General features: G+C 61.4%; 23 protein-coding genes and 1 pseudogene. 17 read left to right on the top strand and 7 right to left on the bottom strand.

The genetic code is table 11. From position 1 onward, the window contains the following. On the bottom strand, nt 1-1,690 hold a 1,690-nt coding region (locus ACMAUO_RS18055), incomplete at its 3' end, for a recombinase family protein (protein WP_420358323.1). A 12-nt stretch (nt 1,691-1,702) separates the two neighbouring features. Continuing rightward, nucleotides 1,703-1,897, bottom strand: coding sequence for a hypothetical protein (locus ACMAUO_RS18060; RefSeq protein ID WP_420358324.1), 195 nt, complete (start codon nt 1,895-1,897; stop codon nt 1,703-1,705). A 393-nt stretch (nt 1,898-2,290) separates the two neighbouring features. Between ACMAUO_RS18060 and ACMAUO_RS18065 the strand changes: the two genes are divergently transcribed. After that, the gene (locus tag ACMAUO_RS18065; protein WP_420358325.1) at nt 2,291-4,348 is read left to right on the top strand and encodes a ParB/RepB/Spo0J family partition protein; all 2,058 of its coding nucleotides are present in this window, start codon (nt 2,291-2,293) and stop codon (nt 4,346-4,348) included. A 93-nt stretch (nt 4,349-4,441) separates the two neighbouring features. Here ACMAUO_RS18065 and ACMAUO_RS18070 read toward each other — a convergent pair whose 3' ends face one another. The 3 genes from ACMAUO_RS18070 to ACMAUO_RS18080 all read right to left on the bottom strand — a co-directional run bounded on the left by ACMAUO_RS18070 (nt 4,442) and on the right by ACMAUO_RS18080 (nt 7,741). After that, nucleotides 4,442-5,167, bottom strand: a complete 726-nt coding sequence (locus ACMAUO_RS18070) for a hypothetical protein (protein WP_420358326.1) — start codon at nt 5,165-5,167, stop codon at nt 4,442-4,444. Nucleotides 5,168-5,351: 184 nt separating this feature from the next. Further along, nucleotides 5,352-6,758 (bottom strand): hypothetical protein, encoded by a 1,407-nt coding sequence (locus ACMAUO_RS18075; protein WP_420358327.1) that lies wholly within the window; start codon nt 6,756-6,758, stop codon nt 5,352-5,354. Between the two features lie 314 nt (nt 6,759-7,072). Beyond that, nucleotides 7,073-7,741 (bottom strand): alpha/beta hydrolase, encoded by a 669-nt coding sequence (locus ACMAUO_RS18080; protein WP_420358328.1) that lies wholly within the window; start codon nt 7,739-7,741, stop codon nt 7,073-7,075. 90 nt (nt 7,742-7,831) lie between these two features. Here ACMAUO_RS18080 and ACMAUO_RS18085 point away from each other — a divergent pair, with 90 nt between their 5' ends. After that, complete coding sequence (locus ACMAUO_RS18085; RefSeq protein ID WP_420358329.1) at nt 7,832-8,554, top strand: DsbA family oxidoreductase; 723 nt, start codon at nt 7,832-7,834, stop codon at nt 8,552-8,554. A gap of 26 nt (nt 8,555-8,580) precedes the next feature. Here the strand turns inward: ACMAUO_RS18085 and ACMAUO_RS18090 are convergent, their stop codons facing one another. Further along, complete coding sequence (locus tag ACMAUO_RS18090; protein ID WP_420358330.1) at nt 8,581-8,979, bottom strand: ArsR/SmtB family transcription factor; 399 nt, start codon at nt 8,977-8,979, stop codon at nt 8,581-8,583. A 205-nt stretch (nt 8,980-9,184) separates the two neighbouring features. Between ACMAUO_RS18090 and ACMAUO_RS18095 the strand changes: the two genes are divergently transcribed. The 8 genes from ACMAUO_RS18095 (at nt 9,185) to ACMAUO_RS18130 (ending at nt 19,553) form a co-directional block, all read left to right on the top strand. Further along, a complete protein-coding gene (locus ACMAUO_RS18095; protein WP_420358331.1) occupies nt 9,185-10,618 on the top strand; it encodes an efflux transporter outer membrane subunit in 1,434 nt (477 codons plus the stop codon). 94 nt (nt 10,619-10,712) lie between these two features. Then, nucleotides 10,713-11,783: an efflux RND transporter periplasmic adaptor subunit gene (locus ACMAUO_RS18100; protein ID WP_420358332.1), complete on the top strand. Its 1,071-nt coding sequence runs from the start codon at nt 10,713-10,715 to the stop codon at nt 11,781-11,783. Continuing rightward, nucleotides 11,780-14,845: an efflux RND transporter permease subunit gene (locus ACMAUO_RS18105; RefSeq protein WP_420358333.1), complete on the top strand. Its 3,066-nt coding sequence runs from the start codon at nt 11,780-11,782 to the stop codon at nt 14,843-14,845. Before ACMAUO_RS18100 ends, ACMAUO_RS18105 begins: the two co-directional genes overlap by 4 nt. Nucleotides 14,846-14,851: 6 nt before the next feature. After that, the gene (locus ACMAUO_RS18110; RefSeq protein WP_420358334.1) at nt 14,852-15,628 is read left to right on the top strand and encodes a LysR family transcriptional regulator; all 777 of its coding nucleotides are present in this window, start codon (nt 14,852-14,854) and stop codon (nt 15,626-15,628) included. Beyond that, nucleotides 15,543-16,745: a DUF932 domain-containing protein gene (locus ACMAUO_RS18115; protein ID WP_420358335.1), complete on the top strand. Its 1,203-nt coding sequence runs from the start codon at nt 15,543-15,545 to the stop codon at nt 16,743-16,745. Before ACMAUO_RS18110 ends, ACMAUO_RS18115 begins: the two co-directional genes overlap by 86 nt. A gap of 84 nt (nt 16,746-16,829) precedes the next feature. Then, nucleotides 16,830-17,270 carry a hypothetical protein gene (locus tag ACMAUO_RS18120; protein WP_420358336.1) on the top strand — a complete coding sequence of 147 codons (441 nt, stop codon included), beginning with the start codon at nt 16,830-16,832 and terminating at the stop codon, nt 17,268-17,270. Further along, the gene (locus tag ACMAUO_RS18125; RefSeq protein ID WP_420358337.1) at nt 17,257-18,303 is read left to right on the top strand and encodes a DUF7146 domain-containing protein; all 1,047 of its coding nucleotides are present in this window, start codon (nt 17,257-17,259) and stop codon (nt 18,301-18,303) included. The genes ACMAUO_RS18120 and ACMAUO_RS18125 overlap by 14 nt, the downstream gene beginning before the upstream one ends. 323 nt (nt 18,304-18,626) lie before the next feature. Beyond that, nucleotides 18,627-19,553, top strand: a complete 927-nt coding sequence (locus ACMAUO_RS18130) for a DUF2493 domain-containing protein (protein ID WP_048858928.1) — start codon at nt 18,627-18,629, stop codon at nt 19,551-19,553. 9 nt (nt 19,554-19,562) lie between these two features. Here ACMAUO_RS18130 and ACMAUO_RS18135 read toward each other — a convergent pair whose 3' ends face one another. Further along, nucleotides 19,563-19,772 carry a hypothetical protein gene (locus ACMAUO_RS18135; protein WP_003618751.1) on the bottom strand — a complete coding sequence of 70 codons (210 nt, stop codon included), beginning with the start codon at nt 19,770-19,772 and terminating at the stop codon, nt 19,563-19,565. Between the two features lie 163 nt (nt 19,773-19,935). Between ACMAUO_RS18135 and ACMAUO_RS18140 the strand changes: the two genes are divergently transcribed. The 7 genes and pseudogenes from ACMAUO_RS18140 to ACMAUO_RS18170 all read left to right on the top strand — a co-directional run bounded on the left by ACMAUO_RS18140 (nt 19,936) and on the right by ACMAUO_RS18170 (nt 23,428). Further along, nucleotides 19,936-20,376, top strand: coding sequence for a hypothetical protein (locus ACMAUO_RS18140; protein ID WP_420358338.1), 441 nt, complete (start codon nt 19,936-19,938; stop codon nt 20,374-20,376). A 593-nt stretch (nt 20,377-20,969) separates the two neighbouring features. After that, nucleotides 20,970-21,296, top strand: coding sequence for a DUF736 domain-containing protein (locus ACMAUO_RS18145; protein ID WP_019087058.1), 327 nt, complete (start codon nt 20,970-20,972; stop codon nt 21,294-21,296). Nucleotides 21,297-21,642: 346 nt separating this feature from the next. Further along, nucleotides 21,643-21,798, top strand: coding sequence for a hypothetical protein (locus ACMAUO_RS18150; RefSeq protein WP_019087059.1), 156 nt, complete (start codon nt 21,643-21,645; stop codon nt 21,796-21,798). Nucleotides 21,799-22,012: 214 nt separating this feature from the next. Beyond that, complete coding sequence (locus ACMAUO_RS18155) at nt 22,013-22,240, top strand: XRE family transcriptional regulator (protein ID WP_473965185.1); 228 nt, start codon at nt 22,013-22,015, stop codon at nt 22,238-22,240. Between the two features lie 11 nt (nt 22,241-22,251). Further along, a complete protein-coding gene (locus ACMAUO_RS18160) occupies nt 22,252-22,530 on the top strand; it encodes a DNA -binding domain-containing protein (protein ID WP_420358339.1) in 279 nt (92 codons plus the stop codon). 132 nt (nt 22,531-22,662) lie between these two features. Continuing rightward, nucleotides 22,663-22,803, top strand: a pseudogene (locus ACMAUO_RS18165) (transcriptional regulator domain-containing protein); the annotation flags it as partial. Continuing rightward, nucleotides 22,742-23,428, top strand: coding sequence for a DUF2285 domain-containing protein (locus tag ACMAUO_RS18170; RefSeq protein ID WP_420358340.1), 687 nt, complete (start codon nt 22,742-22,744; stop codon nt 23,426-23,428). The pseudogene ACMAUO_RS18165 and the gene ACMAUO_RS18170, both read left to right, overlap by 62 nt. The last annotated feature ends 160 nt before the right edge of the window (nt 23,429-23,588 follow it).

Genomic DNA, 23,588 nt, shown 5'->3' on the forward strand with positions numbered 1-23,588 from the left:
ACGATACTTGCGAATGACCATTCGCCATATTTCGCCGGGATCGTAGTGTGCGGTTCCCCGCAACCAACGATACTTGCGATACGAACGCATCAAGAACGCCACTGTCCGGATGGACCGTGGCGTTTTTCTTGTGCGCCGCAAACGACAGGATCGCCGCTAGGTCGCCGCGCAGGATGATCGTCAGTTCGCCGTCGGTCGGCTGGAGCGTGATCTGCGAGACCAGTGTGCGCAGGCGCTCGGCAGCCTCGGTCTTCGTCTCTTCGGCCTGAAGGCTCTCATAAAGAGACGTGATCCGCTGCTGGTAGATCTCCGCCATGTTCGGATGGAGAAGGGGAGGCGGCTCCTCGGTATTGGCGACTTTCTGTTCCAGTTCCTCCTTGCGGGCTTCGAGCGTCGTCATTTTTTTCATGACCCGCTTGGATGCCTCAATGTCATCTGAGGCAAGGATAAGATTCAGAAGCTTATCCAGTTCTCTGTCGATGCGGGGAATTTCATTCCGCATTGCTGCGAGATCGGCACCCAGTTCCATGCGCAGTCGGTTCACCTCGCGGGTGAACTCGTTGCAGAACTCCTTGAACAGGTCCGGTTCCATCAGATGCGTGCGCAGCCCGCTCAGCACTGATGCTTCGAGGGCGTCGCGACGGATGTTGAGCCGATTGTCGCAGGTGCCCTTGTTGCGTGCTGTCGAGCAGCCGAGCAGATCTTTTGAGATCATGCTGTAACCACCACCACAGCAGCCGCAGCGGATCAGCCCGGCAAAGAGATGGCGGGGACGCCGTTGCGCGCTGAGGGCCTCGTTTCCCCGTGCCGGCTGGCTGAACGTCGTTTCGGCCTGGCGGGCCTTTACGGCATCCCACAGATCCTGTTCGACGATCCGTAATTCCGGCACCTCCTGGATCACCCATTCGGATTCAGGATTGAGGCGTGAGACGCGCTTGCCGCTATCCGGATCCTTCAGATAACGCAGCCGGTTCCAGACCAGGCGCCCGACATACATCTCGTTGTTGAGGATACCGGTGCCGCGTTCCCGATTGCCGTGAATGGTGGACGGTCCCCAATCACGTCCCTGCGGACCCGGAACGCCGTCCCGGTTCAATTCCATGGCGATCGTGCGGGACGACTTTCCCCGTGTGTAATCGGTGAAGATCCGTCTGACTGTGCGGGCCTCCTCCTCGTTGATGGTCCGGTCGCCCCGGATGCGCTCGCCTTTCGCATCGAACTGGCGCACGACATCATAGCCATAGGAATTGCCGCCGCCGGACTTGCCGTCCTCAATACGCCCGCGCAGCCCCCGCCGAACCTTCTCGGCCAGATCCTTGAGGAACAGGGCATTCATGGTGCCCTTGAGGCCGATATGCAGGTGGGTAACGTCGCCCTCGGAGAGGGTGATGATCCGCACGCCAGCGAACGTCATCCGTTTGAACAGGCCGGCGATATCTTCCTGGTCGCGCGACAGCCGGTCCATGGCTTCGGCCACGATGATCGTGAAGCGGCCGCGCGTAGCGTCCTGGATCAGTTCCTGAATACCTGGGCGGAGCAGGGAAGCACCGGAGATGGCACGGTCGGTGTAGCTGTCGATGATCGTCCAGCCCTGTTTCTCCGCATGAAGCCGGCAGAGGCGCAACTGATCCTCGATCGACGCATCGCGCTGGTTGTCGGATGAGTAGCGGGCGTAGAGCGCGACTTTCACAATCCCATCTCCTTAATCCTGGAGATCGCGTCGCCTCGCGGCCTCCACTTCAGCGTTGACGAAATCCCGTGCGGCCTGACGGGCCAGAAGCCGGACCAGACTGACCAGCCGAGGATCGGCTCCATTGCGCAATGGGGTCATGTTGGCGTCCGGGGCGTCGAGAACGAGCCGCACCTTGCCCACTATCGTATCGCGTTGGCGTGCCATCTTCCCGTCCTTTCTGCATGGACCATCGGTCAGCTCTGACGGCACTGTGGATGTCGGACGGGATGTCAGCGAACAGAAAAATACATGGAAACAAAGAGATGTTTCGTGCGGAGAGGGCTTGAGGATAGGCGCGAACATTCACGGCTATCGCTGTCGGCACTATCACAAATTGGTGATCATGCGACTATAATAGTCGCGATTTATCGTGGTGAGGATCGACTCGCGGGTTGGTTGATACGGACCTGCATTCCGTGAAGCCGTATCTACGCGGTTCCGTGGATACGATCTGGCGCCTGGTGGGGCCGGGAGAGAGGAAGAGGGACGTGGGGTTTTTCGTGACGGATTCAGGGGTGGGAGAGAGGCTTCCGCCCGTCCGTCACGGAGTGTTTCGCCATGGCGAGCGCCATCCAGAAAATCGCCCTCAATGCGTCCCGTGATATCCCTTTCAACAAGCTGGTGCTGTCGCAGTCTAACGTGCGGCGTGTAAAGGCTGGCCTGTCGATCGAGGAACTGGCCCGCGATATCGAACGTCGTGGGCTGCTCCAGAGCCTGAACGTCCGTCCCGTTCTTGACGGCGAAGGGGCCGAGACCGGTACCTACGAAGTGCCTGCTGGAGGGCGCCGGTTCCGCGCCCTCGAACTGCTGGTGAAGCAGAAGAAACTGGCGAAAACCGCCCCGGTGCCTTGTGTCGTGCGTGAGGCAGGATCGGCCATTCTCGCCGAGGATGATTCCCTGGCCGAAAACGTCCAGCGCGTGGCCCTGCATCCGCTGGACCAGTTTCGGGCTTTCCGTGACATGCTGGAGAAGGGCATGTCCGAGGAAGAAATCGCGGCCGCGTTCTTCGTCGTGCCCACCGTGGTCAAACAGCGTCTGCGCCTGATGACCGTGTCCGACAAACTGCGCGAGATCTACGAGCAGGATGGCATGAAGCTCGACCAGCTCATGGCCTTTTCGATCAGCGATGACCACACCCGTCAGGAACAGGTCTGGGAGATTATTGCCCAGAGCCACAATCGCGAACCCTATCTGATCCGCCGCATGCTGACGGAGAAAACCGTGCGGGCGTCAGATCGCCGGGTGCGCTTTGTCGGGCTGGACGTCTATCTTGCCGCCGGCGGTCCCGTCATGCGTGACCTGTTCGAGGCAGACGACGGCGGCTGGCTGCAGGATCCGACCCTGCTCGATCAGTTGGTGATGGAAAAGCTGCAGGAGGCGGCCGAACAGGTCCGTGCCGAAGGCTGGAAATGGGTCGAGACGGCGCTATCCTTCCCCTGGGGGCACACACGGCACTTAGCGGAGATCGACGGTGTGCCAGTGGTGCTCTTGGAAGAAGAAGCCGCCCGCCTGACCGCGCTGCACAGCGAGCAGGAAACGATCGAGGCGGAATACGCGCAGGCCGATGAATTCCCCGAAGACGTTGATATCCGCCTGGGCGAGATCGAGCAGGCCATTGAGGCGCTGGAAGAACGCCCTGTGTCCTTCGATCCGGTGGACATGCAGCGAGCCGGCGTCTTTGTCAGTCTCGATACCGACGGCACGTTGCTGGTCGAACGGGGCTTCGTTCTGCCCGAGGATATGCCGGTGGAGCCCGAGGATGGTCACGATGAGTCCGAGGGATATGATGACACGGTCGTTCATCACGGCACGGGTGACGATGTCGAAGGAATTGGGATGGAAGATACCTTCGATACCGAGCCCGAAGAAGAAGACGGACTCAAGCCGCTTTCCGACCGCCTGCTGACCGAACTGACGGCCTGGCGCACGCTGGCCCTGCGCGATGCGTTTGCCGGCAATCCGCATATCGCGCTGACGGAACTGCTCCACACGCTGATGCGCGACCTGTACTGGCAGGTCTCGGGCGCGGACTGCCTGGAAGCCTATGTTCGGGAAATCTCCCTGCCGGTGCATTCCCCCGACATGCCGGGCAGCCTGCCGGCTCATGCGCTGCGCCAGCGCAACGAGGGTTGGAAGCACGATCTGCCGGAGGATGAGGACGCGTTGTGGCGCTGGATCGACGGACTGGATGACACCAGCCGTCTGGCCCTGCTGGCGCATTGCCTGTCTTTCGGGATCAACGCGTTGCATGAATCGTCCCATGGCCCGTCTCTGGCACGCAGCGTCAGGGAACGGCTGGCGCGAGCCGACCGCCTCGCCACTGCGCTTACGCTTGATCTGGTCGAAGCGGGCTGGCAGCCGACGGTGGAGAACTATCTGGGCCGCGTCACCAAGGCGCGTATTCTCGAAGCCGTGCGCGAGGCGCGGGGAAGTGAGGCAGCCGAGCGTATTGCACATCTGAAAAAGAACGACATGGCGCAGGCGGCCGAAAGGCTGCTTGAGGGCGCCGGCTGGCTGCCCGAGGCTCTGCGGACGGCGAACGTGCCGGAGCGAACTGAAAGGGAAGAAGGGGCGGCGCGTATGACCGATAGTCATGATGCGGTCGCAGCCGAGTGAGATCTGTCGATGAATATCATGGGCGGCTTCCGGTCTCCGGGAGCCGCCTTTTGTATTGGAGCGATATCGCGCCGGAGTGGAAGCCGGCAGTCGTTAGTGATGGGTCACCGGTTGCAGGTGACGGTCCGTTTCAAGGCTGAGGGCTACTGGCCATAAAGGCGTTTTGGTATAGAAATCCGGTCTGCTGAAGCCGGAGCCTGTTCGGTGCTCGTTGAGCAGTCCTGCCCAGCACAGCGGTCGCAGGACATGGACGTAAAGACTGGCGGTCAGCTTGAAATCCCGGCGACGGATATCATCTTCCTCGCCCCCGTAGAGAACCGAACACAGCCGCTCTTCGGTGACGGCAACCTGAGCTTCGATATTAATGACGTTGAGAAAGATGTCCCAGTTGCCGAGCAGTGGCTCTTCGCTTCGGGTGTATGGACTGTGGTCGATGACAAAGAGAAGATGAGTCGTCAACAGCATCCAGAGCCGGGCTGGCTCCGATTTGAGCTTTCTCGCCAGGTCGGTCAGCCGCAGGGTTCCCTTGAAATGCCTTGCGAGCTTCGCACTGAGCAGAACCTCATGCAGGATCACCAGCGGCGGGAAATCATGTTCATTGAGGACTTTATTGACGGCATAGAGGTCTTCAACCGTATAGCCGGGCCAGTCAAATGCCTCGGCGGCCCATGCGACAAAATAGCGTTTCAGCGTCTTGCTGGGCGTGAGGCCGATCGGGCCGTGTTCCTCGATATAGCCGATCGTCAGCAGCGCGGCCTTCAGTATGAGGGCATGCGACAGGGGGAGGTCGCCGTCGTTGGGTGAATGGAATGGCCGCATCGGGTAAACAATGAACCAGACTGGTGCGAGTTGCCAATCTGGATTTGTGACGTGGAGCCCATCTCAGCTCAGTCTCCGTCGTCGTAATGTCGGCTTACGCCTCTTTTTGGACATCGGACCGCAGTCCTTTGTTTCGCTGGAGCGGACGTGCAGATTCGACGCGAAAGGATTTAACCATCGCGGTTCAATCTTCCATAATTACGGCATCGGCACGGGCTTTTAGTTCCCTCGTAATCCTTCGATCTCGGCTCTCCAAATACTCTCGGAGACGTGAGCGAACGAAGGGTAGCATCCTTAGCTCCTGAGAAGATTGGTCAAGGATTGACCCCTCACTTTCGAACCAATCGCGAACTTCTTTTGCTTCTTGTTTACCCGAAAAAACCTGCTCAAGCGCCTCGATGCGAACAACATCCATGTAAAGAATTTGATGCAACCAAGACACCTCACGCGGGCTCATCCACATCACAACACGCTCGTAAAGTTCCTTTAAACTGGTAGAGCTTCGTCCACCACTGTCGATCTCGTCGATTAATAGGGAGAGATGGTATGGGAGACCGGATGATTCGGTCCACGCCCGTTCATGCTCGCTCAATTCGTCAATTCCCAACTCGGTAAGAAGTTCTTTCACCTCAGATTTTTCCAAGGGCTTGAGAACTAGTGCCCGTTTGAGTTGGGCGTCATAATCTTTCCATAAGGGATTTGTGGCCTTAAGTCTGAACCTAGTGAGCACGATCAACGTGGTATCGATGTCGCTGCTCTTGAGCTTGTTGAGGAGCTTAGGTATTAGGAAACCACCAAGCTGCTTATGAAGTGCTTCATAGTCTTCTATTACAAAAAGCAACCTTTTGAGGTGTTTGATCTTTCCATGCCCTGGCTCAAGATTCCCCTCGTAATTACCGAGTAAAATTGCTTTGAGATCAGCAACCAAGGCGCTCGCAAGAACATCTTCTGGGTCTTGCTTAGCGGCTTCCCGTCGAGACGAAGCTGAGCCGAGCCCAAGCTTTTCCCATATACGAATAGAGCCCGTTGACAGAGCGTTGATTTGTTCGGCAGCTCGTGGGACATCATCTGCAAGGCCTTTAATAGCCTCCGCGTCTACGTACTCTCGAACTTTAGGCATAAACATACCGACACGCTGAAGAATCGTTCCACCTAACTCGACGAGATTGGCAACGCCCTCAATATGTCCCGTGTTTATGCCTCGCTCCGAAAGCTCTTTCGTGATCTCGCCTCGAATTTGGAAAACAGTCTCAATCGCTTCACGCGTCTGCGGGAAGTAGTAACCGGGCGGCTTAAGTCCGACACCGCGCCCCACTGCGGAACGCACAAGCGAACCGATCAATTGGTCAATGGCGGCTGGAGAAAAATCCCCACTTGAGCCGTCTATCCCCCGATTGACTCCAGCCAATTCGATTCGAAGGTAGCCAAGGCTGTCTAGATCGATTGATTGTATTGCCTTGGCAAAAACTCTACTCTTTCCAATGCCGCTAGGACCTTCAATGCTTTGTATTTTTAATCCTTTACTCGATGGACCCATAAGTAATTCTTTAAGAACCTGAGACTCACGCTGACGTCCAACAAACCCCTCCATGTGTAACCCTCTTCAAATCTATTCTACCGTAAACGCGTCTTCACAATGGCATGCTAACTTAAGAACGTCATCGTTTCCCGCCAAGAAAAACAGCACATGCGTTATGGTTGTATTTCTGCATCCCACTGAACTGCAGACTAACCGGGCGAAGACAGGTATTAATTGTCTTGGGCTTCACGGAGATGTCTGCTTTTGAAAGCTCTTGCTGGAAAGCAGACCGTTCGCCTTCCCCCCCATTCCCGACAAAATCATTAGAAACTGAAAATTCGGTATCAGGCCGGTCCGCCGACCCTGCCTCCCCTTAACCGATACCATCATGACACGAGACGCTCTGCCAACCAGCCATTGAGATCGGCGATCTCCGCACCGACGATCTCATGCGCCATCGGATACACATGCCAGGCAACATCATGCCCCTCGGCACGCAGCCAGTCCCGTGCGAGGCGTGCCGCTGCCAGCGGCACGACCGTGTCGCCCTCACCGTGTCCCAGAAAGACCGGCGTCGCGCGGTTCGACTCCGTCGCCTCCCTTCCCGTCTGCCCGGCCAGCGGCAGATAGCCGGACAGACCGGCGATCCCAGCCAAGGGCAACGAATAGCGTAGCCCGGTCATCAGCGACATCGCACAGCCCTGGGAAAACCCGCCGAGCACGATGCGCCGGGATGGAATGCCGCGTGCGACTTCTTGGTCGATCAGGCTGGCTAGATAGGCTTGGGCGTCACGCAACCCTGACTCATCCTCCCGCAAAAGCAAATCAGACGCGAGAAGATCATACCACGCCGGCATGCGCTCACCACGGCAGACCGAAACCGACCGGACGGGCGCGTTGGGAAAAATGAACCGGACCGCGCCGATGGAGCGCAGGTCGAGCGCCTGAGCAATGGGCACCAGATCCCGGCCACTCGCCCCCAGGCCGTGAACAAGGATGATCGACGCGACGGGATTTGGCCCTGTTTCGACCTCCAGCGCTTTCAGCGGCTTCATTCCCTGCTCCCTTCACCATTGGCGTTCGTAATGCTTGATGAAACCATGGTACGGGTATAATCGTACATTATCAAGCATGCGGAGGCTGTCATGAAACTCGAAATCTGGTCCGACTATGCCTGCCCCTACTGTTATATCGGCAAGCGGTTTCTCGAAGCCGCCCTGACCGAATTCGAACATGCCCGCGAAGTCGAGATCATCTTCCGGGCCTTCGAACTCGATCCGACATCGGGTCCGGCAGTGACCACCACAACACTCGACCGCATCATGCGGAAATACGGCAAAAGCCAGAGCGACGCCCAGGCCATGATCGACCACATCACATCCATGGGCGAGAGATGTGGTCTCGACATGCGCTATGCTTCGGTCCGCTACACCAACACCTTCGACGCACACCGGCTGACCAAATTCGCCGAACAGCACGGTCACGGCGCGGACATGACGGAGCGGCTGTTCCGGGCCTATTTCACCGACAATTTCCCCCTCGCCGACCATGACGTACTTGTCGGCCTTGCGCAGGATGTCGGTCTTGATGGCGACGCCGTGCGCGCCATGCTGACGAACACCGACTTCGCCGAAGATGTCAGGCGCGATGAAACCCATGCGTCGCAGACCGGCATTCATGGCGTGCCCTTCTTTGTCTTCGACGGTGCCTACGGTCTTTCAGGTGCGCAGCCGAAAGCACAATTGTTGGCCGCCCTGCGCCAGTCATGGAACGAGGCACGCAAAACGGCATCCGAAAACCCTACCGCCGGCATGACCTGTGACAGCACGGGATGCGTCATCCCGCCTTCCGGTTCCGGCACTCCCTGAGCAAAGCCGTCCCGCCAGTGCTTCCGTCAGGCAGGCGCCCCCTGGCGGGAGCGATCGTATTCGGCAATCGTCTCCTGCGTGAGCGGGTCGGTGGTGAGCGGACCGAGGATGGAGTCCAGCAGACCGGGAAAGCGACTGTCCAGGTCCTCGCGCCGCAACTCAAGACGGTATTCCCGACCGATATGGCGCTGCCAGACCACACCGCTGTCACGCAAGGCGCGCCAATGATGCGTCATGGTGGATTTCGGAATCTGCGGCAGCACATCACAGCAAGGATGTTCGCCCCCCACGGCGATCGTCCGCACCGCAGCCAAGCGGATAGGATTACCCAATGCCGTCAGCACGGCGTCGAGCCGGATATCCTCGCGTTTCGGATGGCGTGCGATCATGCGTGGATTGGTACGCGTATCATGGGAGCCGGTCAAGAAAACGCTGCTTCTGAGCCCCCGCCGTAAGCCTGTGTCTCAATAAGACTGGCCTTTAGTTCGTATGTACGTCTATGTTCGTATCGTTGAGACTCGTTCATGACGACCGGAGGCCGCCTTGCCACCCAATTTCCTGCCCCCTAGCCAGAGGCCAAAACGAGTCGCCGCCGCGTCACGCGCGGCTGGGCTGGCTTTCGTTGCCCTGATGCCGGGCCTCACAGGCTGTACAGTCGGCCCGACCTACAAGGCTCCCCAGCCACCGGACGCCGCAACATTCGGCGAAACCCGGCCGGAAACAGCAACCGTTGCTTCGGTCAACTCCTCGCACCAAGCCTCCGGAAAACCTGGCTCCGACTGGTGGCATCTCTTTCGCTCGCCCCGGCTGGATGACCTCGTCACCGAGGCATTCCGGAACAACTGGTCGATCCAGGCGGCCCAGGCCAACCTGCGCAAGGCGGCTGAGGGACTCCATGCCGCACAGGGCAGCCTGATGCCCCAGATCGACGCCACCGGTAGCGAGGGGCGACAGGAATACGGCGCCGCCCTGTTCGGTCCCTGGGCCTGGACCTTCCCGGCCTTCTCCGCCTACTCGGCGGGTCTCGACGTTTCCTATGACCCCGATATTTTCGGTGGCAATCACCGGCTGATCCAGATGGCCGGCGCACAAAAGGATGCCGAACGGGAGCGCCGTGATGTCACGATGCTGCTGGTGATTGGCGACACGGTTCTGACCGCCTTCGAAGCCGCCTCTACAGCAGACCAGATCGCCGTGGTCCACGGTGTGATCGACACCGACCGGGAAACGCTCCGGCTGGCGACAGTCGCCTGGCAGTCGGGCAAGAAGCCCCGACTGGATGTCGTGACCGCCGAAGCACAACTGGCGCACGACCAGTCTCTCCTGCCACCACTGGTCAATGCCCATGAGGCGGCGCGAACGACGCTGGCCGTCCTGACCGGGCATTCGCCCGCCAATTGGACCGCACCGACCTTGACCCTGGCAGATTTCAGGCTTCCGTCGGACATCCCTGTGGTGGTGCCATCCGAACTCGTTCATGCCCGCCCGGACATCATCGGCGCCGAAGCCATGATGCGCGCGGCGAATGCCGAAATCGGCGTCCGGACCGCCGACCTCTATCCCCGACTGACCCTCAGCGCGGCCGTCGCCGCCGAGGGGTTGATGGGCGGACCCGCCGGCGCGGCATGGCGTCTGATCGGTGGCGCAGCTCTGCCGCTGTTCCATGGCGGCACCCTGATGGCCCGGAAAAAGCAGGCGGAAGAGGATTACCGGATCGCTTTCGATCACTACCAGTCAGTAGTCATCAATGGCTTCCGCGAAGTCGCCGATGGCCTGAACGGCCTGATGAACGCCACGACGGAGCTGGACAACCAGCGGCAGGCCCTGACCTCGGCCGATGACGCGCTGACCCTGAGCCAGGCCGGTTATCAGGCGGGCCGGGAGACCATCCTCCAGCCGATCAACGCCCGACGGCTCGTTCTGCTCGCGCGCCAGAACACAGTGCGGGCACAGACCGAGATGTTCCGTCAGACGGTACGGATCATGGTGGCGACGGGCGGTGGACTGGCCGACGCCCATGTCACACCCGATCAGTGGCAATCTGTCCGGCTCGCGGCGCAATGACCGGCATCTAATGCACGTTCGGCCTCCAATGTCCGGACTTTCCAATCCTCTAGGTACGTATATCCGCGTATAACAATAACTTCGGGAGATATCTGTGCGACGCTTCTTCGTCCCCTGGCACCATGCCACCGCTCTCGCGGTGCTGATGTCCCTGCCCGCCGCCGGCAGGGCTGCGGACACTCCGGCAACGGCGGTATCCGTCTGGCCGGTCAGACCCGTTCCTTTCGCCGCCCATATCGAGACGATCGGTCAGGTCGAACCGTTCCAGGGGGTAACGCTCTCCCCCGAGATCGCCGGTCGGATCACCGAACTGGATTTCGATTCCGGGGCGACCGTCCGGAAAGGCCAGCTGCTCCTGGTCCTCAATGACGCGCCGGAACAGGGCGAGCTGATCCGCCAGAGCGGTGAACTGCGGGCGGCCGAGGCCGATCTCGCCCGTGCCCGCTCTCTCATCCGCACCGGCGTGGAGAGCCACGAGGATCTGGAGACAGCCACGGCGCGCTTCGAAGCCGCGAAAGGCAATGTCGCCAGAGTGCAGGCGGTCATCGACCAGAAGCATATCCGCGCGCCCTTCGACGGCGCCATTGGGATCAGACGGGTCAATCTCGGCCAGTATCTGAATCCGGGTGATGCCATCGCCACGCTGACGTCCTACGCCCGGATGCGGGTGAACTTCATCCTCGCCGAAGAGAACGCCGCCAGCGTGCAGCTCGGACACACCGTCCACCTGGCGTTCGACACGACACCGGGGCAGGATTTCACCGCCACGGTCACCACCATCGACCCGCGCATCGACGGTTCGCATACGCTCTCCATTCAGGCCCTGCTCGACGCGCCGCCGGCGGATCTCCATCCTGGCACCTACGCCCATGTCTCCATTGCCGCGAAGGTGGCGCCACACCTCGTGGTCCCGGAAACCGCCGTCACCTATACCGCCTACGGAGAGACGCTTTTCGTCGAGCAGCCATCCACCGATGGCCCCACCGTCACCGCGACGGCTGTACGCGCGGGCGACCGCCGCAACGGATGGGTGGTCATCGACGACGGGGTGAAGCCCGATGACCGCGTCGTCACCAGCGGCCAGAACCGCCTCGTCACCGGCATGAAGGTGCGCGAGATCCCGGAAGCCCTGCCTCTGGCCGGCCTGCGGGAGCTGGCACAATGAGTTTCACTGATCGCTTCCTTCGGCGGCCTGTCCTCGCGATCGTCGTGACGATCCTGATTATTCTCTTCGGGATCAATGGCCTCAATTCCATCGCAACACGTCAATATCCGACCCTCGAAACCTCCACGATCCTGATCTCGACCCGCTATCCGGGCGCGTCCTCCGATCTCATGCAGGGTTTCGTGACCCAGCCGATCAGCGAGGCCGTCGCTTCTGTTGAGGGCATTGATTATCTTTCCTCCACCACTACGCAGGGCCTCAGCGTGGTGACGGTGCGCATGATGCTGAATTATGATTCCATGCGCGCTCTGACCGACGTGATGTCCAAGGTGAACGCGGTCAAATACCGGTTGCCGGAAGGCGCGTATGACCCGGTCATCAAACGCACCTCGGGCGGCTTCACCGCCGTCGCCTATATTGGTTTTGCCAGCACGACGCGGCCTCTTTACGAAATCTCGGATTATATCCACCGGGTCGCAGCACCGATGCTCTCGGGCATAGAGGGTGTATCCGAGATCAGCTATTTCGGAGAGCAGCGCCTTTCGATGCGCCTCTGGCTCGACCCAGAGAAGCTGGCCGTCAACGACATGACTGGCGAGGATGTCGCGCAGGCAATCCGGGAGAACAATTTCCAGGCAGCACCTGGCCGGATCCGCGGCGTTTATACGATCAGCAATATCAACCTCAACACGGATCTGAAAACGGTCGAGGAATTCCGTGATATGGTGCTGCGCTCGACCGGTGGCCGGGTTATCCGGGTGCGTGACATCGGGCAGGCGGAACTGGGGCCGGACAATACGGACACCAGTTCGCAGACCAGCACGCTTCGGCCGCCGAATGGCAAGCCGACACCCCGACCTTCGATCTTTGTGGGTCTGGAGCCGTCGCCAACGGGCAACCCGCTGACGATCATCTCGCGTCTCAACGAGATCATGCCGAAACTCAAGGCGACGCTTCCGCCGGGAATTGATGTCCGCGTCCCTTACGAGACCGCGCATTTCATTCAGGCATCGATCGATGAAGTGACCGAGACCTTCATTGAGGCGCTGCTCATCGTCATCCTTGTGATTTACCTCTCGCTCGGTACCGTGCGGGCGGTGATCGTGCCGATTGCCACCATTCCCCTCTCGATGCTTGGCGCCGTCGGGCTGATGTACACCTTCGGGTTCAGCCTGAATTTGCTCACCTTGCTGGCGATGGTGCTGTCGATCGGACTCGTGGTCGATGACGCCATCGTCGTGATCGAGAACGTCCATCGCCATATCGAAGAGGGCAAATCCCCCTTCGACGCCGCGTTACTCGGGGCGCGTGAGGTGGCAGGCCCTGTTGTCGCGATGACCCTTACGCTCACAGCGGTTTACGCCCCGATCGCCTTCATGGGTGGGCTGACGGGCACGCTGTTCCGGGAATTTGCCCTCACGCTGGCCGGGTCCGTCATTATCTCCGGTGTCGTCGCACTCACTCTGTCGCCGCTCATGAGCGCCAAACTGCTGAAAGCGAAGGAGAAGGAAGGCTTCATGGAACGGATGGCGGAGCATGCCTTCGGTTTCATGACTGCGCGCTATGAAACCGTTCTCGATTTTTCGCTTCGGCATCGCTGGGTTCCGCTCGGCACGGCGGCGGTAATCTTCCTTCTTATTCCGGTCATGCTGCACGTGTCCCAGAGCGAGTTGGCACCCAATGAGGACCAGGACATCGTCTATACGGCGGTCAAGGCCCCGCAATACGCCAATCTTCATTATGTCGAGACCTACGCCCAGGCGCTTTACGAGAAGATGTCTGAAATCCCGGAAGGCCATAGCCACTGGCAGATGAACGGAATTGACGGGATCGCCAACAGCGTTGGCGGTGTCAATCTCGATGATTGGGGCAAGCGTAGGCGTAACGCCGATCAGATCCAGATGGACCTGCAACAACGTGTTGCTTCCATCCAGGGGACCAGCGTTTTCGTGTTCCAGATGGGGGCACTACCGGGTTCAACGGGCGGCCTGCCAGTTCAGATGGTCGTCCGCAGTGATGACAGCTATCGCAACGTCTTCGGCGTCATGTCACACCTGCGGGACGAAGCCTCTAAAAGCGGTCTGTTTGCCGTGGTCGATAGCGACCTCGCCTTCGATAACCCGGTTGTTCGGGTCACGGTCGATCGGACCAAAGCCAATGCGCTCGGGATCCGTATGGAGCGGATCGGCAACGCGCTGAATACGCTCATCGGGGAAAATTACGTCAATCGCTTTGGCTATTATGGCCGGTCCTATGACGTGATCCCGCAAGCCGTTCCGCTGTCCCGCCTGACCCCTGACGCCCTGAAGACCTATTATATGCGCGACCAGAACGGCCATCAGGTACCGCTGTCGGCCCTGGCCAGCGTGCGGGTCGATGTCGAACCCAACCGTCTACCCCAGTTCGGCCAGCAGAACTCGGCCACGTTTCAGGCCATTCTCGCCAAAGGCGTGACGATGGGTGACGCCGTGAGCTTCCTGAAGGCAAAGGCAGCGGAGTTCCCGCCCGGCTACAGCTATGACTGGCAGTCTGATTCACGCCAGTATGTACAGGAAGGGAGCGCTCTGATTTTTGCATTCCTCTTCGCACTGATTGCGATCTATCTCGTCCTGTCGGTTCAGTACAACAGCTTCACCGATCCAGTCATCATCCTCGTCAGTGTGCCGTTATCCGTGTTCGGCGCCCTTATTCCACTCGCCCTCGGTGTGACGACCTTAAATATCTATACCGAAATCGGACTCATTACGCTGATCGGGCTGGTCAGTAAGCATGGCATCCTCATGGTCGAGTTCGCAAACGAGATCCTTCATCGTGACAATGTAGACCGCAGGACAGCAATCGAGACAGCGGCCGCGATCCGTTTCCGACCGATTATCATGACCACAGCAGCAATGGTCGTGGGGCTTGCGCCCCTGGTCATCGCTACCGGTGCGGGCGCGAACAGCCGCTTCGGACTGGGAACGGTGATCGTCGTCGGCATGATCGTCGGTACGAGCATGACGCTGTTCGTGCTGCCTTCGGTCTATACGGTCATCAGGCCGCGCCGTGGCAAGACGGTGTGACGGGTCATGCGCCGTCCGCCATTCGATTTGTGGCAACTGCTGTGCGTGCGGGCAATCGCCGAGCACGGCAGTATCCACGGCGCGGCGCGTTTCCTGAACATCCGACAATCGGCCGTCAGCCGATCCCTGCATAACCTTGAGGAGCGGCTTGATGTCAGGCTGTTCATCCGTTCCCCGGTCGGTGCCGCACCAACTGCGTTCGGTCAGGAATTCATCCGCTGGAGCCAGACGATCCTGGACAATGTGGCAGGCATGAACACCCGCGCTCGGCGGACGGGCAAGGGCGAGAATGGCCAGATCTCTATCGGTATCCAGACCTGCGTCCTGCCCGGAAGACTCTCGACCTTCACGGCAGACTTCCGCGCCACTCACCCCGATATCGTCTTTCGCTATTCCGAGGGTACAGGCAAGAGGCTGCTGCGCCGGCTCCAGCGCGGGCAGATCGATTTCGCGGTCGTCACCCGCCGCAACCTGGCGCCCGCCTTGCGGGTCACGCCTCTGTGGAGCGACCGCATCGTGGCCGCACTCCTCCCCGTTGCCGTCGTGATTTCGGCGAGGCTGCGGCCTCGCCGTGTTGCGGAACGAGGGGCAGGGTGTCTCCGTGGTCGGATGGGGTCCCGCGCGGGAAGTAGTCATAGGAGGAAGAGGGTGGTTTCGCCTCTGGTGCCGAATAACCGGTATCAGAGGAGAGTTTTCCATGACCACAACCACCATCCTGCCCCCTGCGTTCCGTGGTGCGGCGTCCGGCGGCTTCCGGATCGATCCTTCGCGCGGGGAGCGTAGTGCCCGCGTCTCGTCCGAATGGTTCTCGCGCCCCGATGACGAGCGGTATCTGTCCCTATCTGATTTGCACGCGGCCACTCTTGGCCGTGCCGAGCGCGCCACGGCCCGCACGGTAGAAAGCCGCGCCATCCGAGTGGAGGCGAGCCGCGACAATGCCGAGCGCCTGACCCTGACCGTGCCGGGGCAGAATGACCCGATTGCTCCCACACACTGGTCCTTTGGCCAGATGTGCAGCCTGGTTGGTGCCCCCTCGTCGTACCTGCGCAATCTTCCGGCTCCGCTGGCGGCAATCAACCTGCAGCACGGGTTGCTGTCGCACCGGGCCGAACTGGTCAAGACGCTGGAAACCGAGGACGGGCGTGTGGAACTGCGCGCCGTCACGGGGCCGGATTACGGCCGCATCTGGGACCATGAGCTGGTCGGGGCGGTGCGCAAGATCGCCGGCGATGGCACAGGTGATACCAACTGGAAGGTGCCGGGTGTGATCGACTGGGCGACCATGACCCATAATCCGTACGTGGACATCACGAAGGAAACCACGACGCTCTACGCGTCAGACAGGGACGTTTTTTTATTCCTCGTGGATGATACGCATCCGATCGAGGCGGGACGTCTGCCCAACGGTGATCCCGATCTCTATTTCCGGGGTTTCTACGCCTGGAATTCCGAAGTCGGCAGCAAGAGCCTCGGCATCGCCTCCTTTTACCTGCGCGGAGTGTGTCAAAACCGCATGCTCTGGGGTGTGGAAAATTTCGAACAGATCACGATCCGGCATAGCAAGTTTGCAGCATCCCGTTTCGTGCATCAGGCGACACCAGCACTACGGAATTTCGCCACGGCCAGCCCAGCCTCGTTCGTCTCCGGCATTCAGGCTTCGCGCATGGCGCTGGTGGCCAGAACCGATGAGGACCGCGAAAGTTTCCTGCGTCGTCGCGGGTTCTCGAAACCGGAAACCGCAAAGATCATCGAAACCGTGTTGCACGAGGAAGGGCGCAAGCCCGAGAGCGTGTTCGATTTCGTGCAGGGGATCACGGCACTGGCCCGCACCAGGGCCAATCAGGATACGCGGTTGGATCTGGAAGAGAAGGCCCGCAGGCTGATGGAGCGTGCTTCCTGAAAAGCCGCTTCTCTGTCTTTCCGTAAGGACGTTTTTACGAGCCCGGCCATCGCGCCGGGCTTTTTCGTTTCGGGAGTTTTTCCGATGGCCGATTTCTTCACGCATTTTTCCTGCGTGCTCGATGTGGGCACGGTGGCCAATGCTGCCAAGGCGCTCGACCTCTACAATGGATTCATGGATGAACTGGCGGCGGAAGATCCGCCCTCTGACGGTTTTGTCCTGTCGATCGTGCCTGAATATGGCGGCACGAAACTCTGGATGCACGATGAGATAACCGGCGATCCGCATCAGGTCGTGGAATTCGTGCTACGCTGCGCACGGGCATTCCGGTTACGGGGCCGATGGGGATTCCAGTGGGCCAATAGCTGTTCACGTCCCCGGATCGACGCCTTCAGTGGCGGTGCGCATCTGCTTGACCTTGGCCGGCACAAGACGATTTCATGGATGACCACCGATCGCTGGCTGGCGATCGCTTTGGAAGGAAGCAATCCCGACATAGGAGGGCAGGGCGATGACCTTGCATGACGCGGGCGATCTCGTCCGTCGTCTGGCGGAGAACGCGGAGGCGGTGTGCCGGCGGTATCTGTCTGCCGGTCGCCGCCACGGCAATTACTGGCTGGTCGGTGACGTGCGGAATGCGCCCGGCCGGTCGCTGTTCGTCCGGCTGCACGACACCGCCAACGGCAGGGCGGGAAAATGGACGGATGCACAGTCAGGCGAGCATGGCGACCTGCTGGACGTGATCCGCGAAAGCCTCGGCCTGGTGGATTTCCGCGACGTGGCCGACGAGGCGCGTGCCTTCCTCAGTCTGTCTCGCCCTGATCCGGTGCCGCCGTCACAGGACCGGCCTGCCCGTGAGCGTGGTTCCGCCAGTTCTTCCGAAGCGGCACGACGGCTCTGGGCCTTGTCCGGGCCGATCGCGGGCACACCCGTAGAAGCGTATCTCCGTAGACGCGACATCACGCTTTTGCACGGAGCCGGCGCGCTGCGCTTCCATCCGCGGTGCTTTTACCGCCCGGACGAGGACAGCCCCACCCAGACTTGGCCAGCCATGATCGCCGCTGTCACTGACCTCGACGGCACTCTGACCGGTGTGCATCGCACCTGGCTGGCGGTGGATGGGCGAGGCAAAGCGCCGGTCGATCATCCGCGTCGTGCCCTGGGGGGCCTGCTCGGCCATGCCGTGCGCTTCGGGGTGGCATCCGACGTGCTCGCCGCCGGGGAAGGCATCGAGACGGTGCTGTCGCTACGGCAGGTTCTGCCCGATCTGCCGCTGGCCGCCTGCCTGTCCTCGGCGCACCTCGCCGCCCTGACCTTTCCGCCGCTGCTGCGCCGTCTCTACGTGCTGCGCGACGATGATCCGGCCGGGGATCAGGCACTGGCGACGCTGCACGCCCGCGCGGATGACGCCGGGATCGAGTTGATCGGCCTGTCGCCCCGGCTGGGCGATTTCAACGATGATCTCCGTGCCTTGGGACGCGGTGCGCTGCGGGCGATCCTGCACCCGCAGCTCGCTCCATCGGACGTGGCACGCTTTCTGGAAGCCGCCGGCACCTGAGTGGGCCGGAAAGGGGGGCGGGCGGTTCCGTTCTTCTTTCGGCGGGTCTGTTCTGCCTCCCGTCCGGCAGGTCCGCGCCCCGGCCTTTCAGGTGGGGAGCGGGCGTCAGCCGGGCCGGGTCTTCAATGGCGTGAGCCGGCTATTTTCCGTCGCGCCCCTGTGGGGGCGCTTTACATCGCGAAGCAAAATAGCCGGCCCCCTGCCATCCTCCGCTGCGCTGCGGCCGCGCGCGAGCGCGCGGTTCCGGCCTGTCCCTGGTCTGCCGCTATCCGCCCCCGGAAAGGCCGCGAAGGGCGCGGCCGGAGACCTGGGAGGACCGCATCATGACCCGCACCGATGATTTTGAACCGCCGCACGCCGCTTCATCCACCGCCCATGTGCTGGCTGAACTTCAGATGTATGGCTACCGTCCCTTCGAGGACGAGCCTGATCCAAGGCCGCTGCCCGAAGCTCCGCGCATCGGGGGTGCTGTGGCCGACATCTTCGACGCCGTCGCCGCGACGCTGACTGACACACGGCTGGAACCGGACCTCGAAGCGCTGCTCTGGTCCACCGTGAACATCTTCCACCGCATGGTCGGCCAGGTCGAGCGTGAGCTTGACCGCAACGAGCAGGCGCAGAAACGCAGCCAGCAGGATCAGGATGGCAGCGAGATCCGCTCGGTGGAACTGGAGCGACTGATCGCCGAAGGGCTGACACTGATCGAACGCCGCAACGCCTACGAGATCTTCCGCGACGAGGCGCAGGAGCAGTTCGAGCGGCTGACCCTGAGCGCGTGGCGGCCGAAGACCGGCTCGCTGGTATCGCGGCGGACCATGACGGCCTCTATGATCGACAGCCGTGACTTTCTCAACGCCCGACGTCGCGCCGAGAGCGAATTGCTGGTCCCGCCCGGCCCCAAGGTCGTCGTGACTGGGGGGCTGGACTTCGACGACCATATCCTGATCTGGGACCGGCTGGACAAGGTCCGTGCCAAGCATCCCGACATGGTGCTGCTGCACGGTGGTTCGCCCAGGGGCGCGGAGTTCGTCGCGTCTCGCTGGGCTGATCACCGCGAGATCGTGCAGATCGCTTTCAAGCCGGACTGGACGAAGCATGCCAAGGCCGCGCCCTTCCGCCGCAACGACGCCATGCTCGATACCTTGCCGATTGGCGTCATCGTCTTTCCCGGAACCGGTATCCAGGAGAATTTGGCCGACAAGGCGAAGCGCCTCGGTATCCCGGTCCTGCGGTTCGGAGGCGGCGCGTGAGCGCCGTCTTCAGTCCGGATTACCCGTGACGGCGATCCGCGCGGAACGGGCATAGAAGGCGAGTTCGGTATCGCCGGGCGCCAGAAGGTCGAGCAGGCCCTTCATGTCCTGCATGTCCGAATAGGACTGAAACGGCCCTGGTTGCTGTTCAATGGCCAGCACTGCAATGGCGAGCGCCTTTTTGACCAGATGCAGTTCGCGTCCCGTGATGTCCGCCATGACGTTGTCTCCCTGAGCAGCCCCACGATGCACGTCCGCGTGCCGGACGCCAGTATGATTCTCGTTCCGTCGACACATCGTTTTTGCTATGGTGCGGCTTGCGCCGTGGTGGTGGTGGCAGGCGTGACCGTCAGATCATGTCATCTCTACGGGAGCCGCCATCATGGTGATCTTCGCACCTTTCCTGATCGTCGCCGGCATCGGATTTTTCTGCTGGCTCATGTTCACGCTCGCGGTCTTCGCATTGCCGTTTGCCGGCGGGCTGTATGCCGGGCTCTGGGCGTTCCATACCGGCGCCGGAGTGATCGGCGCGCTTATCGTCGGCGTCATGGCGGGGATAGCGACTTTCGTCGCCGGTCAGATCGCACTCGCCTGCGCGCCGTGGATCTGGCTGAGAGGGCTGATCGTCCTGCTTTATACCGTGCCCGCCGTCATTGCCGGTTATAGCGCCACGCACGGCCTCACCCAGATGATGATGCCCTCCGCCGTCTGGCAGCTCTTTTTCTCCGTCATTGGCGCCATCGCGGTCGGGATCACCGCTTTCGTCCGCTTTACCGGCATGGCCCCGTCCGAACCGGCCGGCGGGAGCATCGCGCAGGTCTGACGGCCCGCACGGTAGCCGATGGGGCAGGCATGGATCAGGCATTTCGTGGAGATGCGGGTCCTGTCGTCACGAGAAAGGCGGGGTGAGGCGATAAAGGCTGCCGCAACGTGCATCCGCCCCTGCTGGTCCCTCTCGCGGGGTTGCCGGCTCTGGACCATCCTCCTGTCCCGCGCAGGTTGACAGAAACAGTGGCCAACGCGGTGTGCCTGCAGGGCGGGTTCATGGGAATGGGTCACGGCCAGAACGGCCAGGTGATGATGCCTGTTTTCTTCCCTGCCGGATCATGTACGGCGCGGGGGCATCATGTCCTCCGTGATGGTCGCTCTGTCTGGCCGCGCACGCATACGGCCTCTGAAAATGGCTGATCTAGCCGAGGTCGGCTGCGCCTCGATCGTCCATGGCGCAACGGCGAGCCATAATTTTCTTCCCCTGCCGGCTGCGCCGTCATTCCTCGCGAAACAAGAAAATTCCGCCCCGCCGTCCTCCGCTGCGCTGCGGCCCCAGGGGGTGCGCCGCCGATCGCCCCCGGCTCGTCGATCGCCATCGAGGCCGCAATGGTGCGGGCTCGGTAACAGAGATCACGGAGCAGTATCATGGCGACCATCGGCACCTTCAAAAAGACCGGCAACGAATATGTCGGCGAAATCGTCACCCTCTCGGTTCAGGTCCGCAATGTCCGCATCGTTCCCGAGACCGGACGCCAGAGCGACAACGCCCCAAGCCACAGGGTGTTCGTCAACAGGGCGGAGATCGGGGCGGCCTGGTCCAAGCAGTCCAACGAGGGACGCAGCTATCTGGGCCTCAAGCTGGACGATCCGAGCTTCAACGCCCCGATCTTCGCCAATCTCTTCAATGACGAGGACGGCGAGACCTACAGCCTGATCTGGTCTCGCCCCAACGGTCGCCGCAACGGCGACTGAGGCACCCGCGGTCCCCCGCCCGGCTGATCCGGGCGGGGCCTTCGCATTACCGGAAGGGAAGCGCGGGGGGGGGGGCGTGGCTTATCGCCCTCGATCCGATCGGCCTGTCTCCGGGCATGGCCGGGGGAACAGGGCTTCCCTCAGTCTTCCCATTGTACCATGCCCGGCGTGAACCGCCTCAAGGACGCGCGGTCCCCCCAATTTTGCCCGAGCCGTCCTATCGGCCGTCCCGAACAAAATCGGCTCCCCCGCGCGCCGCTGGCGCGGTCGCCTACGGCGATCCCTGACCCGGTTCACGCGTGCATGAGGCGACGGCCTGTCTTCCACAAACGAAAGGAGCAGGACGATGACCACGCTACACGACCAGATCCAGATGCTGCGCGCCGAACTGACCAGCTTTTACCTGAGCCGGGGCGAGCGGACGCAGATCGAGCGTGAGCTGAAGCGGGCGACCGCGGAACTGGCCCGCAAGGGTGCCACGGACAGGGAGGCTCCCGCGTAAGGCGGGGGTTTTCTTGCATGGTCGCCCGCGCCATTGGAAATCCAGACGCCGATTCCTCTTTGCCATCATCCTGAAAGAACGATATTGAATCGCTCTAACGCGACTATTATAGTCGTATTTCTGGTGTGTAATCCGAGCATGTCGGATGTGATCATGGATGATCACTGGCCGACAGGTAAGGGCGGCACGGGCACTCCTGAACTGGACACAGGAGATGCTTGCTGAAAAGGCCCTCGTAGCACTGACCGCGCTCAAGCGCCTTGAATCCGAACGCGGTCTCGGCGTTCATGAGGGCACAACCGACCAGGTTCGCCGCGCGCTGGAGGCGGCGGGCATCCTGTTCATCGAGTCCGGACAAGGACGCGGCGTCATGTTTCTTAACGAGACTTCCGGCACCGAAACGCGGCAGGCTAGGGCGCGTCGCGTTCGTTCTCCGACCTGATCGGCCCCATCATGCAGAAGCCCCCGCTCGATCCGTCCGTCGCCGACAACGCCCCGGAAGCGTCCTGTCTCACCGGCTACGACGAACAGCATCTGATTACCTATCTGCGTCTGCTGGACGCCGAGGCCGACGGCGCCGACTGGCGCGAGGTCGCCCGCATCGTGCTCCATCGCGACCCGGCAGCCGATCCCGAGGGCGTCCACCGCTGCTGGCGCAGCCATCTGGCGCGGGCGCACTGGATGACCGAACATGGCTACCAGCATCTCCTGCGGGGCGGTGCTCCCCACTGACACCCTCAATCGTTGCGTTATCAGCAAGACCTGTTGCAGGACCGGGACGTAGCGGGCAACAGGACGGTCTGGCATACTCTCGCAAGCAAGTGCTTGCCCTGTTCCCACCCGTTACGCATCGGAGACGACGCCATGAGCCGCGCCAACTGGCGGTCGGCGGGCGCGTACGAGGGCCTGCGGTCGCTCGACGCCCCCGCCTTTGCCTTGCAATTTGTCAGCCGTAACCGCGACTTTATCCGCGAGCGGGCTGCCCTTCAGCGCGCCGCGCGCCGGGCCGCGCTATCCGCAACAGACGCCGAAGCCTTCGCCCGGCGCTGGGGGTTGCGATTTCGAGAGTGTCCGCACGGCCCTCAATCCGCGTACCGCCCGCTGGACTGTTGCGGTATCGCCGGCCGTGATTGCGGTTGTCCGCCTGCCGACAGCACTGGCTGACGCGGCGTATCATCCGGTCTCCCTCGCTCGGGCAGAACTGCCGCCTGATATGGCGGGAGAAGTGCTGGTCGAGCAGGGGGAGATGATCCTGCGGCTGTACGTCCTGCCGCCGGACGGGGCTCAGGTCGGCGTGCTTCTACCGCTCGACGCGCTGTTCGAGGTGCGTGTCCAGGCCGCCCTGCGGCTCTGGCGCGTGCTGATGGAGCGGCGTCCCGGTCGTGATCCGGCCTGCCTGTCATCCGATCGCATCCGCAGGCTGATCCTGGCGCTCCGGACGCTCGATGGCCTGGACGACGGGGTGTCGCAGCGCGAGATCGCCGGCGTCCTGTTCGGTCGGGAGGTTTCCGCAGGGGACTGGCTCTCGCACGATCTGCATTTCCGCATGAAACGGCTGGTGCGTTTTGCGCGGGGACTGACTGACGGAGGATATCGGCGCCTGCTACTGCACCCGTTTCGGGGACGATAGTGGATGATGAATGTCTTGTAGGGCCGGAAGAACAGAACAAGGAGGCTGATAGTATCCATGGCCTCACTGCTGGCCGCTCCGGTGCTTTGTGTCGAGGAAAACCGAAAATGGTCCGCTATTGGAGACGCGTGACGGTTCGTTGAAAAGAAGAAGTGAGGCT

The sequence above is a fragment of the Gluconacetobacter brunescens genome (assembly GCF_048695475.1).
GTDB lineage: Bacteria > Pseudomonadota > Alphaproteobacteria > Acetobacterales > Acetobacteraceae > Gluconacetobacter.